Below are 16,728 nucleotides of genomic sequence, written 5' to 3'. Positions count from 1 at the left end.
TCCGAATAATCGTCAAATTCTATATTATATATATCCATATTGTTATCAGAAGTTTTAATAAAATATGTTGTTATAATATTTTTAGTTTCATTATATAACTTTTTACGAGTCTCAATATCAAATTTACTCATTGCTACATCACCTAATAGTTAATACTTTCAAATTCATTTAAGGCTTTGATTACTCTAGGACAAACTCTCATTATTGTTTTTATTTCAGTCACATCTTCAAGCACACCTTCCAACGAAGGAATAATTATGCTACTTATTGCAATATCTATCATATTATCAACATCATTTGATAGTTTAGTTACATATTTTTGAACGAAATATAGCCTCAATGTGTCAATTAATAAGGCTGTTCCAATATCCCTTAATTTAGTTTTGCTACCATATCCTCTAAGATAACTAACTAATTCTTTTACTTTAACTACACCATCTTCAACCTTCATATCACTAATTTCAGATTCAAGAACACCATATTCTTTAATTAATTCATTCTTAATTTTTTTCAAGATACTGTCAATTTCATTTTCAAATTCACTTTCGATAGGTACCCCAACATAAATATGAGCAAATCTTCGACTTAACGCATAACTAAATTTGAATAAAAAGTTTTTATCAAAATTATTAATTGTTCCAACTAACCTAAAAGTATTGGGTATAAAAATTTTTGACTTTTCATTTTTGTACATATTATATTGAGGTAGATTCAGAACTGAATAATCTTTATCAAGAGCAGTAAACAAAGCCCCAAAAGCAAAATCCATTTTTGCTCTATTAAGCTCATCAATTACTACCCAACTTCCTCTATATTTATAATCCTTTTCATAGAATTTTTTAGATGCATTTTTATTACATTCTAAAACCACCTCTGTAACATGTCCATTTGAAGGCTCTATTTGTTCTCTCTTCGTTTGTGGGTTCATACTGAATGTATATCCCCCAACAGTATCATCAGCTGTCCATTCAGCATTAGCTGTAAAAACTCTACTATTACATTCAAATACTTCACTTATTCTGTTTGTAATCATTGTTTTTCCTGTTCCTGGAGGACCATATAATAATATATGTTTTCCTGCTGCAATTGCTGAAACTATTTCATCTTTTAGTCTCTCATGCCCAATTACCTTATCTCCATACTCACCTTCATTCATTACATTATCCCATCTATTCCCTATATCATTAAACTCAAATTTTGCAACATCACTTCCTTGTATCCCTTGAGTTAATCGATAATTCTTATCGAATATCTCACTGTCTGGTACAATTAATAGTTCAATATAAGCACTTTCTAAATCCTTCTTTATATGTGGTATATCTTTCCCATGAAAATATGATACATATTTTTCTTTTGCAACTTTATAATTATGTGATTTTGCAACTATCTCACCTTTTATCTGGTATCCATTGCTAACGCTTTGCTGATTTTGTGAAACTCTAATTTGATACACATTATTATTATCTATTATAATAATGTCATCTCCAAGAGTAATACCTTCAAATCTTAAATGATTATCTGAAACAACAGATATATCTTTATGATTTTCTGATATTTCTATATAAGGAGCAATAATTTTTATTTCTTTATTCATCAAAATTGCCTCCGTTCATTCTATAATGTTCCATTATTTCTTGCTCAAATGGATTCGGTAATCCTCCATAATAATTTACAAATTGAGTAGTAGTATTATGTTTATGATAATAAGTAAAAGGTAAAGTTTTTATTTTATCTATTACTTCTTCTCCTAACCCTGTTATTTCATATTTGTAGTTATTAGTCTGATACGAAGTAATTTTACATAGTCCTAGGTATTCTAAAACATTAAAAATTTGATTTTCTTGACTTCTATCATTGGCCTCACTATCAATAACGATTTCAACTATCTGATTAACAGCATTTTCATTTTCTTGATTTAATAATTTTCTAGCATGCCTAAACTGCTTATCTGTAATTTTATGTACTCCTCTTTCTTTGACTTTTTTTAATACATCTAAAGCTAGAATACCTGGTTTTACAATCCTATTTTCTATAAGTTTTCTATATGGACTATAATTACATGCACTAATTATACTTTCTTCTGATTTAGTTAATACGCCCTTATTGGAATATTCAGAGCCTTGAAATCTAAGTATCCATAAAAGCAAAAACTCTTTACATGTAATATCACCGTAGTAGTGCTTCTTTCCAATATCAGTAACCCTTATACATTCTCTTCCATTTATTTTGTCAAAGTATATAATGGGTAATATTCTAGGTATGCTAGATGCATTTTTCCAAAATATAGCGTGAGATTCTTGTATAGTCGATTTGGTTTTATAATACTTATGTAGATTTTCAGTCAATTGGCTATTTACCCTTTTATAGTCACTAGTATCTTCATTATTTAAAATATACTCTGCAAAAGGAACTAACACTTTATCACGATAATTGGCTCCATTGCTCTTAGTGACTATCAAAAATTGCCTTTCAGAAAAAAGATTCCCGATAGCTGTATCACTTATATTATTACTCATTCCTTTTCCCCCTTATATTCGTAAAAATTAATTATATTTTAACATATTGTTACAAAATTAAACAGCTAATCCCAAGTAAAAAAGCAATAGAAATATGATTTTCCATTGCTCTTTTCTTCAGTATATATTATTTTTTATCTTGTAAATATTTTTTTATTACTTTTGCAAACGAGCGAGCCATTAAAGGAGGAACACTATTCCCTATTTGCATGTATGTTTTTGTAAAAGCTCCCAAGAAAAAATAGTCATCTGGATAAGATTGTACTCTAGCTGCTTCCCTTGGTGTTAATCCCCTTGCTTGATTAGGATGTATATACATATTGCAATCAAACTTCATATGAGCAGTGATTGTTTTACACGGCTCTTCAAATATCAATTTATAATACTTATCTTTAAATATATGTTCTCTATTTTTATATGGCATAATATCTGCTATTCTTGGACTATCTGATTTATCTCCAGGTAACATCCTGTCAAAAATCTCAATATCTCTATCATTGTTATATCTAGTTTTATGATTAAATACTAATGAGCTATTACAACCACTATTTATTATCCTTACATATTCACTAACTTCATTATTTTTATTTTTTTCGATTTTTTTACCCGATTCTTCACTATCTAACTCTGTTGCGTTTTTTATTCGAAAAGGTTGTAACCTTCTTAAATCTCCTATAGCATCTTTTAATGTAAATTCTTTCATTGTATCTGTATTCTCAACTATTTCATTTAGAATATCTCTAGCTTTTCTGTTGATTTTTTGACTAATATCACTTCTTATACCAATATATATCAATCTTTGCCTACTTTGTGGAACAGAAAAATCTCTTGAATTAAACAAATAATAATCTACATTGTAATCTACATTTTTCAGTTTATGAAAATCTTCTTTAACTTGTTCTGCAACGCTCAACATCCCTTTTACATTTTCCATAACAAAAAATTGTGGTTTTAATTTTTCAATCCCTTTTACAAAATACTTATACAGTACATTTCTTGGGTCATCAATTATTCTTTGTCTATTGGCCATTGAAAACCCTTGACAAGGTGGCCCACCAATTACTACATCTACATCTTCACTAATAAAGGTATCTATATTTTCAACAATATTTTTAATGTCATCATTTATAATTCTATCCTTTGGAATCTCATAGTGATTAAATGAATATGTTTCTGTACAAATTTTTTCAATATCATTAGCTAAAATTATTTTATAATCGTTTTGATGGAATCCTAAACTCATTCCTCCTGAACCACAAAAGAAATCAACTACCGTAGGACTATAATCATCTTCTAAATATCTATTTACTGCATCTTCCCTATAATAATCCATAAATTTCTTTATATTTTTATCAATAGATATATTCTTTTTTAAGTATACATCAATTATTGATACTACATTTTTATATTCCTTCTTTAAAAACTGTTTTAAATCATCAACTTGGTCTTTATCCTTAATTATTCCTGCTCTTATTAAAAAATTAAAAACTTTTTCTTCATTTTCAATAATATCTAGAACTAAATCTTTTTCAATATCATGCAATTCACAAATACAATCAAGAAAGTTTCTTAGTAATTGCTTGAATTGCTTCTTCTCTGTTATTGTATTTAGTTTGTTAATATCATTAAAAACACTATATAAATTAGTCATTCTTTACCTCTCTCTTTCAAGATTTATATTCAAGCTGTTCATAATCTCTATAGCTAAGTGGTATGAAACATCAACAGTAACTGCATTTCCAAACTGTCTATATGCTTGAGTATCAGAAACTACTTGTTGCCAGTCTGATGGAAAACCTTGTAATTTTCTGCATTCATTTGGAGTTAATCTTCTTATATTTGAAATTGGTCTATCTTCTGTATCTTGAAAACTAGCTCTATTTTCATCGTCTGTATAATAATTATCTTGACATGCTCTATGCATTTTATGCATTGTAGCACATAAGGGTCTCGCAATATTTAAGTTAATTTCTGATTTAGAATAATAATTTCCTGTACCATTTGACAAAATAGTGCCTAATATTTTTTCAGACAAAAAATATTTCTTATCCACTTCTTCATCCAGCAAATTTCTAACATTATTTTCTTGATTTAGTATAATTGGTTCTGGAAAGTTGAATTCTATCTGATTTTTTTCATAAAATTCTCTTTTAAATCCAACTATAAACACTCTTCTTCTTGTCTGTGGAATACCAAAATTAGAAGTATTCAATACTTGTGAAAACACTTTGTAATCCAAATCATTCTCCAATATATCTTTCATTCTCTGGAATGTTCTTCCTCCATCATGAGTTTCTAGCCCTTTTACATTTTCCATAACAATAATATTAGGGCTATGCATCTCCAATATTCTTTGAATTGTAAAAAATAATGTTCCTCTTTCATCATCAAATCCTCGTTGATGCCCCATCATACTAAATGGCTGACAAGGAAATCCTGCTAATAACACATCATGTTCTGGTACTTCATTCCATATTTCTGTAATATCACCCTCTATAATATGTTCTCCAATATTAGCTCTATAAGTTTGCACAGCGTATTTGTCAAAATCATTTGCCCAAATAACATTAAAGCCTGCATTTAGAAAACCTAAATCTAAACCGCCTATACCCGCAAACAAGCTAACAGTTCTTAAATGTCTTTGTCTATAATTAATTCTCTCCATCTGTTATACCTAATCCTTTCTTTAAACAGCTTCGTATTCTTTCAGCCTTACTATTTCCTTCAAACTTATTATCTATCTCATTTAGAATCTCATTTTGAATTCTTATATTTACAACTTTTCCAATCTTTTTTCGTCCCGAACCTTTTCTTTTTCCACCTTTTGACATGATATTACTCCTTTCATCCCATACTAAAGTATATCATAATATTTTTGAAAAACGAAATCGTTTTTCAAAGTAATATCTTTTATATAATTGAACAATAAAAAAGAAGTCCTTTTACATCCTTGACTTCTTTTTATAAATTAATATATTTGATTTTTAACTATTTTCCCCTTTTATTATCATAATCTTTTATAGTCACTACATATGTAATAACTTTGTTATTCGACTAAATATAGAAATTATCTTTAACATTTTTTAAATCTATATACTCATCACCATCTAAATCATGTACTACAATTTTTTTCTTATTATAAATTTGCTTACATGGTTCAATACTTACTATTAAATTAACTGCCTCATCAAATAGCTCTATTTTGTCCATATCTAATACAGTCATTATATCTATATAATAAAATCCCAATTGATTTAAATATCTTGCATTTATTTCTGAATATTCCTTCTCATCTGCATCCCCTATACACAAATAAACCTTTAATCTCTGACTCTCATCTGAAAATCTCTTGTACAATAAATATAATTGCCCTTTAGATAATACTTGCCCCATCATTGCTACAAAAGCACGATTATCTCTATCCAATTTATTCTTTAATCGAATCATCTGATGTGGATACTGACATATATATAATTCCTTGACTTCATGAATATCATTTGTTTCATTTAAATTGTAAAGTGCATATGACTTCATAAAACCTCGATTAACCATACATTCTCTCTTATAATTATCTTGCTTATCATGCTCTGCCCTTGAACTTATCCCTACTATACCTACTATCTTGTTATTCAAGTCCTTAATAGGAAAACATATTCTCTCCTTTAGAATAATATTTTTACATTTATTTCCACAATATTTAATATCATACTTCTTCATATCACTCTTAGTCAGTCCAAATTCTTTAAAAAATACTGGATGCATCACACCATCTTCAAATCCAAATTCATCAATATTTATCTCTTCTAGTTTTAATTTTTCTAGAACTATTTCAGCATTATTACTTTCTCTTTTTTCTTCTATCTCAACATCAGATATATCAATATTTTTTATATCAACCTCAAAGAGCCTTGCTATTTCATATAGTATCGTTTTTCTGCTAACGCCTCGTTGCTCTGCAAGAAATGATATAAACTCTCGTTTCTTTTTGCAGTGGTGACACACAATGATATGATTACCATTGTATGCTTTATAGAATCTTACCCACCATTCACCTGCTGGAGATTTCTTTCCACAGAAAGGACATCCCTCAAATGTTCCAGTAGATATAATCTTCCCATCCGCTTTATCTATACTTCTTGTAGGTCCTAACAAATTTAATGCAAGTCTCATATCTGCTGCATTAAGCTGATTTATAATTTGATTTAGTTTTAATACCCTTTTATGCTCTAACATTTCATATATTTCAGTAGTTTCCTCTCCTAAAGCTCCTTCGAGAAAATACTTCGTAATCCTCTTAATAAATGTATTCTTTGATTCATATAAAAAGTTTCTTACATATTGACTATCTTTAGCATAGATTTCTTGAAGAGTTTCTCCCTGATACTTACCAACCCCAACAATATAATTCGGTGATAACGTCATAAGACAGTTTTCTATTTCATCAATCACTTTTTGATTATCTGCTCTATCAAGTTGAATGAATAAATAATTTATCCCTGGATACCCCTTTGCCAACAGATTTTCTGCATTAATCACATCTATCATATTCATGCCTTTTACTATTCCATATTTAAATTGCTTGCACTCCATATTTTTCATCTCCCTTCGTTGGATTCTCAAAAGAACTTGAAATTAATTATATTCATTTTATAAAATATATCAACTTTTAGCACCTATTACTTCAACAAAAGGGAACATTTTTGTATATGTTATGCTAAAGACATAAGGGCAACAAAATCCACTATTACCAACAAAAGAAAGGAGATGGTCAACATTTCATCAAGAATAGATTATCAACGACAATTGGAAATAAGAAATCTTTTATTTAAATATTTAGAAACTAGGAACCAAGAAGTTTTAGTAAAATTATATGAGATACTTGCAGAAAAGTTATATATATCCCTTGAACATCCCGTTAAATATCTTACTGATAACCTTAGAAGCCAAAAATATTCCATATTCGCAAAACGTACAGAGATATTAGAAAAGAGGATTGACAGATTACAAAAAAAGGCTGATAAGTTAAAAAAGACAATATCTAAATCAAAACAAATAAAGTCCGAAAACAACATCAAACAAAAAATTAAAACCTGTTATTTGATGATTAACGGATATTCAAATCTACTTGAGAAAAAAATTTCTAATGAAATCTTTTTTGAGCTATCCTTAAAAGATTATATGAAAGAAGTTCTACTTGTTGATGAAATAAATTTTGACTATGACTTATTTGTGTTATATCCTTCATTTTATAGGATTTTGAACAAATTTACCGTTGATATGGTTAATAATGAAATGAATACTTGGCAAATTGTAACTTATGAGTATTATATATTGAATAAATTTACTTTGGAGTATTGGGAGTATTTAAGAAAGAAGTTTGTTCAATACTATCAATCATTAAAATATAACAATATACAAATAGAATACTACGATGACCACGCTCAAGAAAACCCTCATTATTTTGATGAAATATCATATGAAAATAATGAATGTTTAGATATTGAAGATGCTTATTTCCAAGATGAAGAAGATAAAACCCTTCAAAAATATAAGTTAAGTACACAACAAGATACAATTTTCCATACTTTGATTGAAATAAGACATGATATAAAGTTTAAAGACAAGGAAATATCAAAGGAAACAGGTATTCCAATAACAACTGTTCATACTCAAATTAATAAGATACGCAAGAAAATTTTAGACTATAAAAAATCTACTACAAATAAAAAAATATCATAAAATTAAAGGTTCTACAGTTATTTTAATAACCAGAGAACCTTTTGTATTTTACAATTTAAAAACCTACCACATAATAATTAATTTTCACCAAAAAACAATTAATTAATTTCCATTTTTGAATTCTTGACAACGAGCCTCCATACATATGAATCACAAGCCATACAGCCAGTATTAGTTGATATAGCTGGCTTTCGCAATAAAGGGTATCATATGTATACTCATTGTAAAGAACAAGCCTACGGTTCAAAAATGGAAATTTTCTAGTCCACTTGATGGACTAAAATTAATTATTATTTGGACGACTTTTAAATTATAGAATACACCTTTTTCTTTTCCCCTACTACAACTAAAATTGTAAGAATTATTTGTTATAAAATTTTTGAAGAACCATAATATATATTATTTTAATATTTGATATATAATCTTGTGTTTTCAATAAATATTGTTGATATGTATAAATTTATTATTATTTGATAATTTTTATTTATTGATTAGATTTATCTTTTATTCAGTGATTTGCTGTATAGGGGAATTTTTATTTTAAAACTTAGAGTCGTACTTCTCTAACCTCAAAATTTGTCTGATATAGGGTGGAAATACTTAAATCCTATATTTTTATACATAACTGACTTTTAGAGATTTTTTTGATGAGCAACCTAATAATAGGAGTAAACGTAGGATAACTGGTACTAGCTTAGTATGTATTTATAGTTTTAAATTTAGTAATTTTAGTTTTATTTGTTGATTCCATCCCCTGTAGAGTCTTGTTTTGTTTAGTTTCTGGCTAATTTTAGGGTCAGTCATCAAAGACTACAATTAGTAAAGGATGCATAAAAAACTAAGAAACTAAACGTTTTAAAAAAATTTTTTATTTTTTTTAAGAATTTTTTTAAGAAATATTGTATTCTTTTTCATGATATATAAAATAGCTCTAATCTCAATCAATAATGAGACTAGAGCATATTTTAGTAAAATTATTTATACATATTAGTTTGTTACATTTAAAATCTTGCAACCTTTATTATCATCTTCTTCATAAACAATTTTTACTTTATCTATATCCACGAATACGTTTAATTCTTGGCAAATCAAATCTAATTTATCAACATTACTTGCATTTTCAAATGTAATATTTATTCCTTTATTTTCCATATACTTATATTCATCACATAATTTAACTTTACTCATCATTTCTTCAAGAGATTCAAATTTTTCATTAACCATTTTCTTTAACAACGTATTCACAATTCCATTCAATTCTCTCATGTTTTTCAAGCCCCCTAAATTTATAAATTTTAGTTATTCATATTAAAACATTTTTCTATATATTATGTCAATATTTTCATTTTAATTTAATGGGTAAGAAATTATCTCATTCAAAACTTGATTTTATAATAACTCTTTTCCTATAATACTCCTACCCAAAATTAAGGAGGCTGATATTTATGATAGATAACAAAATGCTACAAGCAGAAATTAAATATATACAATCCAAATTAAGTGATTTATATGGTTCTAAGAGTATCATATACAAGACTTTTGATGAGAGCTGTGATATCTTACAGGCATATCGATATAGTGATAACGCTGACTCTCTTGGAAGCTATTATATCAAACAACTTGATAAGATTTTCTCTCAACTTGAAAAAGATTTACCTTCAAATGATTATTCTCAATTAAAAAAACAAATTCCTAATTTTAATTCTTTCATTAAAATCATGAAAAAACAATGTGTTCTATTATAAGCAAAAGCATCGTCAATTGGCGATGCTCTTTTATTTTCTCTTTATGAATCATTATATTGAATTCCCTATAATTTTCCTCTCTAATTGCTCCTGTTTGCTCGTATTCTGTCAATTTAGACGTTTCTATTTAATATACTAAATCTCGTTTCCCTACTCAATAGCTACTAAAAAGCTCCGTTTCTATAAAAGTCATTTTTTTGTCTATTTATTTTATCTATATTATCTTCTATATAAGGAAAGTGATTCTAAATTTCATTTTTTAATACTTAACTTCTAAAATACTTCCTTCAACAAAGAAATACTCATCAAATTCACTCTATTATTTGATTCTACTGTAATCATCTTGTATAATATAGCCAACAACTTTGGTATTAAACAAGAATAACGCTATGGAGGTAACTTATGGAAAACAGATTGGAACTTATTAAGCAAATTGCAGAAATGAATGATGCAATTATCCAAGGTGAAATTAAAAATAAACAACCAGTTGGATTTATTGTTGGTGATACATATATTAATAATCCATTATTAGATGAAACTGGTAAAATTTCAGTAGAAAATCCCGAAGAATATTATGGTAAAGATAATATTGATAACTTTATTGAAGATGGTAAAAAAATCATTGAATAATACACCATAAAGAAGTAAATAGCGAAGGAACTGAAATATTTCGATATACAATATATGAATATTATTATATATCAAATCCATTTTTATTATTTTTCAGTGACATCACTAACTTCTTTATTTTATACTATTATTACAAAATACAAATAAACAAAAGCGGAGGTTATAACCTATGAAAAAACTAGAATATATTTGCATGGACTTAAATCGTTCTTTAATACAGACACATCATCAAACAGTAGATAAAATGTTTATATGGACAATAGAAAACCCAACTTTTCGTGATTTATTTGAAGTAAATAATGAGTATCGTTCAACAGAAAATGTAGAAGACTTTTCTAATCTATTTAGTTTAGAAACATCTGATAACAAAATAAAAAAAGGAGCATGTAATTTAAATAAATTTACAATAAGTAAAGATAATAAAGAATTAACTATCTATTATTTCAAATCAGACATACATTCTTCAAATCTAGGAACACAGGAAGGTTATTTCCTTTACTTAACAGAATTTAGATATATTTAAAAATAAAGATGCAAAGATATTATTAATATACTGAAAATTTATTAGTTCTTATTTTAGTGACTCTTCCACTTATGTGGATTAGTCACTTTTTTATTATTAAAATAATGAAATTTCCTTATATATTACCACATACATTCCTACGAACCTATGGGTTCCCTAATAATTTTTAGGTACCTTTTAGAACTAATTTTGAAAAAAACTTGAAACTCACAATAATCATTGATTATGATACTACCTCAAATAATTAATGAGAGGTGATATACCATGAATTTAACAATAAACATAAATAAATTAAAAGATATTTCAATTGAATCTTGTTTAAATCATTCCCCTGTTATTCCAGAACTTGAAAAACTCACACAAGAAAAAGTCCAACAGTCAATCATAAAATTAAAAAAGTATAGAAAGACTACGGACCCACTTGATGACAAATTAAAATTTCTTCTTGAACAGTGCCTATTGAGAGTGTCTACACACCCCATATTACTTGAGCATAAGAATTCCATTGATGAAACTTATATTTATACATTAATAAAGAAACAGCTCTATCTTCAACTTCCAAATTTATTTCAATAATCAATATCTTAGAGATAGTCATTGACTGTCTCTTTCTTTATATAAATAATTTTTACTCCTTACCCCTTTTCCTTAAATAATGTGTTATATATTAATATGTATATTAGTGAAAACAATTAAAAGGCTTATGACTCAAGGTGTTGAGTGAGTTTTCTTACGACAAAATGATTTATTTTCCGAACTTTTATTGGTATAGGGGAATACATTAATTCTGTAATTCCATAAAAAAAGCACAAGAGTAATTTTTCACTCTCATGCTCTATCTTATTTATAACCCTGAAATCATATTAAATAAATCATCAAGAATTTGATTTTGTTCTATTTTAGAATTATCAATGTTATTTTCTTTTTTTTCACTAATCTTGATATCTAATCCTAATTCAACAATAGCCTCTTTAACCACTTCTTTTAATCTATCTTTGTGAAATCCTTCGTTATTATCACTAACTGCCAATAATACTGCATCAATCACGTATTTTGTTTTTCCTCTACTGCTCTGAATCAAATTATATGCTTTTCTATCTTCATTTCGCTCTAAATCAAAAGATAAATTAATTCTCTTCTTTTTCATCTTAATCACCTACACTTTTAAGCGTAACAAGGTTTCCCTCACTAACATCTCATATCCCATAGCATTAGCTAATTGAGCATCTGGTATTGCTTCAGTATATCCTATCTTATTAGCACATGCATTGTCGTTTATAGACGATAGGATAATCTCTGCCCCGCCACCGATTAGTAGATTTACGGTGTTCTGAAGTTCATATCCATTTTCACGGAGTTCGGAGAGCATTTCAGAAACAAAGTCATTTCTTGTATCTGTAATTATTTTTTCTAATCTATTATCAAAAAATAAACTGCTATTGCCATTATCTTTTAATGCTATCTCAATTTGCTCTTCTTCAAGCTCTATTCCCGTCTCTTTTCTTACATTTTCCTGTATCCTTTTTAAAAGGGATAAAACCCCATAGTTCAAGGATTTTGCCGTATTGAGCAATGGTCTATTATTAGATATTTTTACGATATCAAGCGTAACTTTGCCGCAGTCCAATAAATTAACAAAAGAAATCTTATCATACTTGTTCAAAACTGTCATAAAGCCTGCAATAGCCTGTGGGAAACACATAACCGTACTTATCATTACATTATATCTTTTACCACACCATTTGAATGAAACATCTTTTCTCTTAAAATACTCGATAAACTTATCCTTTAAAGTAAAGTGAGAAAGTGGTAGTCCTACTCCCAATACTATTTCTACCTTTTCACTTCCAACATTCATTTTCTCTAATTTCTTTGCAATTGCAGCAAGACATAGGATGAAATAATCATTATCGCTTGTCTTATCATATTTATATTTAACCCTATTCATTCCCACATTATAATACTTACCTTGGTATTCTAATAAATCTTTGTTAGAAATTGGACTATTACTAACAACAAATCCTGCTGTAAATACATCCCCATTAGAAGTCTTTATAGCACCATTTCCTGAATCATAACCTAATATTACTTTTTCCATAAGTAACGCCTCCTTTAATCTTATATGTTTTATAAATTCCTACTTTGATACTGTTTTAGCATTTTATAGAACCTTAATGTTCAATTTCAAGTTTTTTTTCTCTTTATAATAAAAAAATAAGAACACCTACATTATCTTTGTAGATGCCCTTATCTTTTACTTTAATTATCATTATAAAGTTAAAGAAGGCGTTACTATTAATACACTCTTGTCTTAATAAATACCTTGTATATTTTTACTCCTATATTTTATAAAGTTACTCATTTTAATTTCAAGTTTTTATTGAAATTTATTCCTTTTATACTTCTCTTTTAGTTCTCTGTCTATTTGTAATCCATATATACAATTTTCATATAAAAATTTACTAATCCTAGAATCTTCTTTACTTTTATAAGATTCTACAAGCAGTTTATTAAATTCTTCTAGATTTTTCTCCTTTATAATTAAGAGACCTCTTCCTTCGGATATAAGGAGTTTGTTAGCTATTATAATGCTCGTACTTTTACTATAATTATCAAATAACTCTTCCTTACAGCTCCACAAAAATAATTCTATAGCATTTTGTGTAGTAGATGAATTATTTAATAATATTGCATCAAGTTTTTTACCCATTTTATCTTTCTGTACTATTTCATTATCAAAACTCTGATTTCTTGATATTTGAGAGTTTATTTTATAAATATAGTTTATATCTATATGTTCATTACAATCATCTAAAACATAATTGTAAGCATCTCTAATCCCCAATACCAATTCTACATCTAACATTTTAAATCCATCTATACTTACTCCTTCTAATATTGTTTGTGTATCAGGGAATGTTATATTACTGCCTTCCACTCTAGCACAATTATATATACTGTCCACTAAAAGTTTCTTAGCTAAAAATATACTCTCTCGTAAAGATAAATCGTACTTATCTTCCATTTTATCACTTCTTCCTTTTAATTAATCTTCATAAAAAATCTCTATAAATAATTCTTTAAACAATTTCTAAAATTCTCCTTCTAATAATTTGATTTTATCCTAACCCATAAATATAATACTAAAAACTAACCAAAAGGAGTGATTACATGCATTTAGAACTATTACGAATTGAAATGAACTATTTAAAATTATACATAAACATCCATTTAAATACTAATGTAGCTTCGCAATTAGATAAATCTATATTATGCATAGTTACATCATTTGTTTCTCATTATTCTTATGATTTAGATATCATAAATCATGCTGAAAGAATCGAAAATATTTATCAGCACTTACATCAAGTTTTAGATACTGATGAGTATGCTTTTTTAATAGCAAATACAATGACTATTCTAACTTTATTGGAAAAAATTAAGTTTTAAATTTCATATGCTCTTTGATACTTAATCTCATCAAATATAAAAAAGCATGCAACTTTAGAAATCTAGCCTAAAATTACATGCAAGTTAAGGAATTATAAAACGTATAAAATTACTGAATGAATTGAGAATACTTATAATTTAATAAATTATGTTAATCCATGTCAAGTTTTTTCATAATTTATTTATAAAAAAATAGCTCTAGACATAAAATCTAAAGCTATTTTTAAAAGAGAAATTATCTGATAAATACAAGTTTGAAACCATACTTAAATTTATTAAAACCTTATATTTTACGTATAGCATTATGCCAAATCATTCATTTTAAATTCAAGATTTTTTTCAATCTTTTTATTACTTTTCTAATATAATCCTCTATCTCTTTCCCTTCTATTGCAAGGGTACAAAGCATAGTGCTAAAAACTGTACAAAAAGTTATTATGAATATACTGCTAATGAGAAACTGACCTAAGTTGTCTTTGAGTATCCAAAGTTCTATCATTGAACCTATACACATTATTAACATCCAAATCATATAATATCCCTTTTTAACTAAACCCATATGCTTCCTCTCATCGATAATTCTTAATGAAAATAAAATTGCAATTATTAAAATATATGCTCCGATTAGAGCTATTCCTATTTTAAAACTCATCACTAATGTCCCTCCATCCATTTTATAAATCCATTTATTTATCTCAATATAAAAAATCATAGTTTATTATTTCAAGAAAAAATGCTTGCATGATTTGATGCAAGCAAATAAATATGGATATAATATAATAATATTTGGTAAATACAAGTGGTAATTAATATTAAAGTCCTAAAATAAAAATATTAAATATACCTTTAAGAAGCAAAAACAATATAATAAATAACCATAATAAAAATCAAGTATTTTCTTTTGATTTTATAAAAATATTCAAAAACCTTCCCTTTATGACCTCAATATCTATTATTAGGTGTTATGCTTATAAATAGGAGAGTGATATAGATGAAAAAAATAAAAGGAAAAATTCAAATAAAGGACTTTAAACAATTAGAGGTATGGAAAAAATCAATTGAGCTTAACAGTGAGATTTACACATTAGCAATGAAATTCCCAGGTTTTGAAAATTATGCACTTCGAAGTCAAATTATTCGCAGCTCAAATAGCATTGGAGCAAATATTGCGGAAGGGAACTGCCAAGGACAGTTTTATCCTGCAAAAGAACTCTCATATCTTTATAATAGTATAGGGAGTGCAGAAGAAACTCGTCATCATATTACTGTGGCTTTTGAAAATGGCTATATTCATAAAAACGAATATGAATGCATAGAAGAAATGCTTCAAGAAATTAAATTAATGCTTAGAGGTATGGTGGTTAGAATTTATAATCAAGAGCAAAACAAAGAAGCATAGTATAAGAGCTATGCTTCTTTGTTGCCTTCTGTAAAATTATTTATCAATTTACATACTTTAGTGATATAGTCCATTTCTTTTTTATGATTAATTTCTAGTATTATCATTGCATCAATTAAATTTAATAATAATTCTTTAGTATAATCATCAACCTTTTTCCCATTAAACATAAAGTTATTCTTTATTATTAATTCTTTAAATGTAGGAACTTCCTCTGTCTTTTCATCACTTTTCTCAATATTTAATAGTTCAATTAATGATATATTGTATGCACTGGCAAGTGATTCAAGCACTTGTATAGAAGGGCTTGTACAAACCCCATTTTCAAGACGGCTTACGTAACTACAGCTCAATTCAGACAATGTTGCAATTTGCTCCAAATTGTAATTATTCTTCTTCCTCAAATACTTCAAATATAATCCTAGATTTTTTGATAAGCTATCCTTCTTCATATTAAATACCTCCATATATATTGGGTATTAGGTCATAATTTTAATTCTAATTTTGTGTGTAACAGGGAAATCTTATAACCTTAACCCTTTTTCCTATCTTTTATGACAGCTTATTAAATCATCAATTCATCATTCAAGTTTGTTTCACCCTTAATTCTTATATCTCTATATTTTTTCTTAACCCATTGTCCCCAAACCCTTTTTCCTACTATGTATTCGCAAAAAAATCTCTTTCGCTTTCCCCCACTCCCTCTAAATCCCTGGACCCCTTATT

19 protein-coding genes are annotated in these 16,728 nt (G+C 27.2%); 7 read left to right on the top strand and 12 right to left on the bottom strand.

Annotated features, from left to right (window positions below):
• Nucleotides 1-142: 142 nt before the first annotated feature.
• From EK368_RS14185 to EK368_RS14160, 6 genes are all read right to left on the bottom strand, one after another.
• Nucleotides 143-1,594 (bottom strand): AAA family ATPase, encoded by a 1,452-nt coding sequence (locus tag EK368_RS14185; protein ID WP_129600793.1) that lies wholly within the window; start codon nucleotides 1,592-1,594, stop codon nucleotides 143-145.
• Nucleotides 1,587-2,516 (bottom strand): hypothetical protein, encoded by a 930-nt coding sequence (locus tag EK368_RS14180; protein ID WP_129600792.1) that lies wholly within the window; start codon nucleotides 2,514-2,516, stop codon nucleotides 1,587-1,589. The genes EK368_RS14185 and EK368_RS14180 overlap by 8 nt, the downstream gene beginning before the upstream one ends.
• Nucleotides 2,517-2,643: 127 nt before the next feature.
• Nucleotides 2,644-4,167: a DNA cytosine methyltransferase gene (locus EK368_RS14175; protein ID WP_129600790.1), complete on the bottom strand. Its 1,524-nt coding sequence runs from the start codon at nucleotides 4,165-4,167 to the stop codon at nucleotides 2,644-2,646.
• Nucleotides 4,168-4,170: 3 nt separating this feature from the next.
• Nucleotides 4,171-5,181 carry a DNA cytosine methyltransferase gene (locus EK368_RS14170; protein ID WP_129600789.1) on the bottom strand — a complete coding sequence of 337 codons (1,011 nt, stop codon included), beginning with the start codon at nucleotides 5,179-5,181 and terminating at the stop codon, nucleotides 4,171-4,173.
• The gene (locus tag EK368_RS14165) at nucleotides 5,168-5,347 is read right to left on the bottom strand and encodes a hypothetical protein (protein WP_129600787.1); all 180 of its coding nucleotides are present in this window, start codon (nucleotides 5,345-5,347) and stop codon (nucleotides 5,168-5,170) included. The genes EK368_RS14170 and EK368_RS14165 overlap by 14 nt, the downstream gene beginning before the upstream one ends.
• A gap of 223 nt (nucleotides 5,348-5,570) precedes the next feature.
• Nucleotides 5,571-7,106 (bottom strand): hypothetical protein, encoded by a 1,536-nt coding sequence (locus EK368_RS14160; RefSeq protein WP_129600786.1) that lies wholly within the window; start codon nucleotides 7,104-7,106, stop codon nucleotides 5,571-5,573.
• A 213-nt stretch (nucleotides 7,107-7,319) separates the two neighbouring features.
• On the opposite strand from EK368_RS14160, the gene EK368_RS14155 reads away from it, so the two are divergent.
• Complete coding sequence (locus tag EK368_RS14155) at nucleotides 7,320-8,255, top strand: hypothetical protein (protein WP_129600784.1); 936 nt, start codon at nucleotides 7,320-7,322, stop codon at nucleotides 8,253-8,255.
• Nucleotides 8,256-9,242: 987 nt separating this feature from the next.
• Here the strand turns inward: EK368_RS14155 and EK368_RS14150 are convergent.
• On the bottom strand, nucleotides 9,243-9,521 hold the full coding sequence (locus tag EK368_RS14150; RefSeq protein ID WP_129600783.1) for a hypothetical protein: 279 nt from the start codon (nucleotides 9,519-9,521) through the stop codon (nucleotides 9,243-9,245).
• Nucleotides 9,522-9,700: 179 nt separating this feature from the next.
• Between EK368_RS14150 and EK368_RS14145 the strand changes: the two genes are divergently transcribed.
• The 4 genes from EK368_RS14145 (at nucleotide 9,701) to EK368_RS14130 (ending at nucleotide 11,729) form a co-directional block, all read left to right on the top strand.
• On the top strand, nucleotides 9,701-10,000 hold the full coding sequence (locus tag EK368_RS14145; protein WP_129600781.1) for a hypothetical protein: 300 nt from the start codon (nucleotides 9,701-9,703) through the stop codon (nucleotides 9,998-10,000).
• A 402-nt stretch (nucleotides 10,001-10,402) separates the two neighbouring features.
• Nucleotides 10,403-10,630, top strand: a complete 228-nt coding sequence (locus EK368_RS14140) for a hypothetical protein (RefSeq protein WP_129600780.1) — start codon at nucleotides 10,403-10,405, stop codon at nucleotides 10,628-10,630.
• 169 nt (nucleotides 10,631-10,799) lie between these two features.
• The gene (locus tag EK368_RS14135; RefSeq protein WP_129600778.1) at nucleotides 10,800-11,153 is read left to right on the top strand and encodes a hypothetical protein; all 354 of its coding nucleotides are present in this window, start codon (nucleotides 10,800-10,802) and stop codon (nucleotides 11,151-11,153) included.
• A gap of 264 nt (nucleotides 11,154-11,417) precedes the next feature.
• Nucleotides 11,418-11,729 (top strand): hypothetical protein, encoded by a 312-nt coding sequence (locus tag EK368_RS14130; RefSeq protein WP_129600777.1) that lies wholly within the window; start codon nucleotides 11,418-11,420, stop codon nucleotides 11,727-11,729.
• Between the two features lie 268 nt (nucleotides 11,730-11,997).
• Here the strand turns inward: EK368_RS14130 and EK368_RS14125 are convergent, their stop codons facing one another.
• The 3 genes from EK368_RS14125 to EK368_RS14115 all read right to left on the bottom strand — a co-directional run bounded on the left by EK368_RS14125 (nucleotide 11,998) and on the right by EK368_RS14115 (nucleotide 14,178).
• Nucleotides 11,998-12,300, bottom strand: coding sequence for a hypothetical protein (locus EK368_RS14125; RefSeq protein WP_129600776.1), 303 nt, complete (start codon nucleotides 12,298-12,300; stop codon nucleotides 11,998-12,000).
• A 9-nt stretch (nucleotides 12,301-12,309) separates the two neighbouring features.
• A complete protein-coding gene (locus EK368_RS14120) occupies nucleotides 12,310-13,251 on the bottom strand; it encodes a ParM/StbA family protein (protein ID WP_129600774.1) in 942 nt (313 codons plus the stop codon).
• 279 nt (nucleotides 13,252-13,530) lie between these two features.
• A complete protein-coding gene (locus EK368_RS14115; protein WP_129600773.1) occupies nucleotides 13,531-14,178 on the bottom strand; it encodes a death-on-curing protein in 648 nt (215 codons plus the stop codon).
• Nucleotides 14,179-14,324: 146 nt separating this feature from the next.
• Here EK368_RS14115 and EK368_RS14110 point away from each other — a divergent pair, with 146 nt between their 5' ends.
• Nucleotides 14,325-14,603 (top strand): hypothetical protein, encoded by a 279-nt coding sequence (locus EK368_RS14110; RefSeq protein WP_129600771.1) that lies wholly within the window; start codon nucleotides 14,325-14,327, stop codon nucleotides 14,601-14,603.
• A gap of 316 nt (nucleotides 14,604-14,919) precedes the next feature.
• Here the strand turns inward: EK368_RS14110 and EK368_RS14105 are convergent, their stop codons facing one another.
• Nucleotides 14,920-15,255 (bottom strand): hypothetical protein, encoded by a 336-nt coding sequence (locus tag EK368_RS14105; protein WP_129600769.1) that lies wholly within the window; start codon nucleotides 15,253-15,255, stop codon nucleotides 14,920-14,922.
• 339 nt (nucleotides 15,256-15,594) lie between these two features.
• Between EK368_RS14105 and EK368_RS14100 the strand changes: the two genes are divergently transcribed.
• Nucleotides 15,595-16,002 carry a four helix bundle protein gene (locus EK368_RS14100; protein WP_129600767.1) on the top strand — a complete coding sequence of 136 codons (408 nt, stop codon included), beginning with the start codon at nucleotides 15,595-15,597 and terminating at the stop codon, nucleotides 16,000-16,002.
• 8 nt (nucleotides 16,003-16,010) lie between these two features.
• Here the strand turns inward: EK368_RS14100 and EK368_RS14095 are convergent, their stop codons facing one another.
• Complete coding sequence (locus tag EK368_RS14095; RefSeq protein ID WP_165000477.1) at nucleotides 16,011-16,454, bottom strand: helix-turn-helix domain-containing protein; 444 nt, start codon at nucleotides 16,452-16,454, stop codon at nucleotides 16,011-16,013.
• Nucleotides 16,455-16,728: the final 274 nt, after the last annotated feature.

Origin of the sequence: Anaerophilus nitritigenes (assembly GCF_004138215.1) — a bacterium.
GTDB lineage: Bacteria > Bacillota > Clostridia > Peptostreptococcales > Thermotaleaceae > Anaerophilus > Anaerophilus nitritogenes.
Note: the sequence above shows the minus strand (reverse complement) of the source record. Positions and strands in the feature narration are given on the sequence as shown.

Coding starts and splice junctions, on each gene's coding strand:
- EK368_RS14145 (WP_129600781.1), top strand. CDS start 9,701: ATGATAGATAACAAAATGCTACAAGCAGAAATTAAATATATACAATCC.
- EK368_RS14160 (WP_129600786.1), bottom strand. CDS start 7,106: ATGGAGTGCAAGCAATTTAAATATGGAATAGTAAAAGGCATGAATATG.
- EK368_RS14110 (WP_129600771.1), top strand. CDS start 14,325: ATGCATTTAGAACTATTACGAATTGAAATGAACTATTTAAAATTATAC.
- EK368_RS14115 (WP_129600773.1), bottom strand. CDS start 14,178: ATGGAAGATAAGTACGATTTATCTTTACGAGAGAGTATATTTTTAGCT.
- EK368_RS14170 (WP_129600789.1), bottom strand. CDS start 5,181: ATGGAGAGAATTAATTATAGACAAAGACATTTAAGAACTGTTAGCTTG.
- EK368_RS14165 (WP_129600787.1), bottom strand. CDS start 5,347: ATGTCAAAAGGTGGAAAAAGAAAAGGTTCGGGACGAAAAAAGATTGGA.
- EK368_RS14130 (WP_129600777.1), top strand. CDS start 11,418: ATGAATTTAACAATAAACATAAATAAATTAAAAGATATTTCAATTGAA.
- EK368_RS14185 (WP_129600793.1), bottom strand. CDS start 1,594: ATGAATAAAGAAATAAAAATTATTGCTCCTTATATAGAAATATCAGAA.
- EK368_RS14095 (WP_165000477.1), bottom strand. CDS start 16,454: ATGAAGAAGGATAGCTTATCAAAAAATCTAGGATTATATTTGAAGTAT.
- EK368_RS14150 (WP_129600783.1), bottom strand. CDS start 9,521: ATGAGAGAATTGAATGGAATTGTGAATACGTTGTTAAAGAAAATGGTT.
- EK368_RS14100 (WP_129600767.1), top strand. CDS start 15,595: ATGAAAAAAATAAAAGGAAAAATTCAAATAAAGGACTTTAAACAATTA.
- EK368_RS14180 (WP_129600792.1), bottom strand. CDS start 2,516: ATGAGTAATAATATAAGTGATACAGCTATCGGGAATCTTTTTTCTGAA.
- EK368_RS14105 (WP_129600769.1), bottom strand. CDS start 15,255: ATGAGTTTTAAAATAGGAATAGCTCTAATCGGAGCATATATTTTAATA.
- EK368_RS14125 (WP_129600776.1), bottom strand. CDS start 12,300: ATGAAAAAGAAGAGAATTAATTTATCTTTTGATTTAGAGCGAAATGAA.
- EK368_RS14120 (WP_129600774.1), bottom strand. CDS start 13,251: ATGGAAAAAGTAATATTAGGTTATGATTCAGGAAATGGTGCTATAAAG.
- EK368_RS14135 (WP_129600778.1), top strand. CDS start 10,800: ATGAAAAAACTAGAATATATTTGCATGGACTTAAATCGTTCTTTAATA.
- EK368_RS14175 (WP_129600790.1), bottom strand. CDS start 4,167: ATGACTAATTTATATAGTGTTTTTAATGATATTAACAAACTAAATACA.
- EK368_RS14140 (WP_129600780.1), top strand. CDS start 10,403: ATGGAAAACAGATTGGAACTTATTAAGCAAATTGCAGAAATGAATGAT.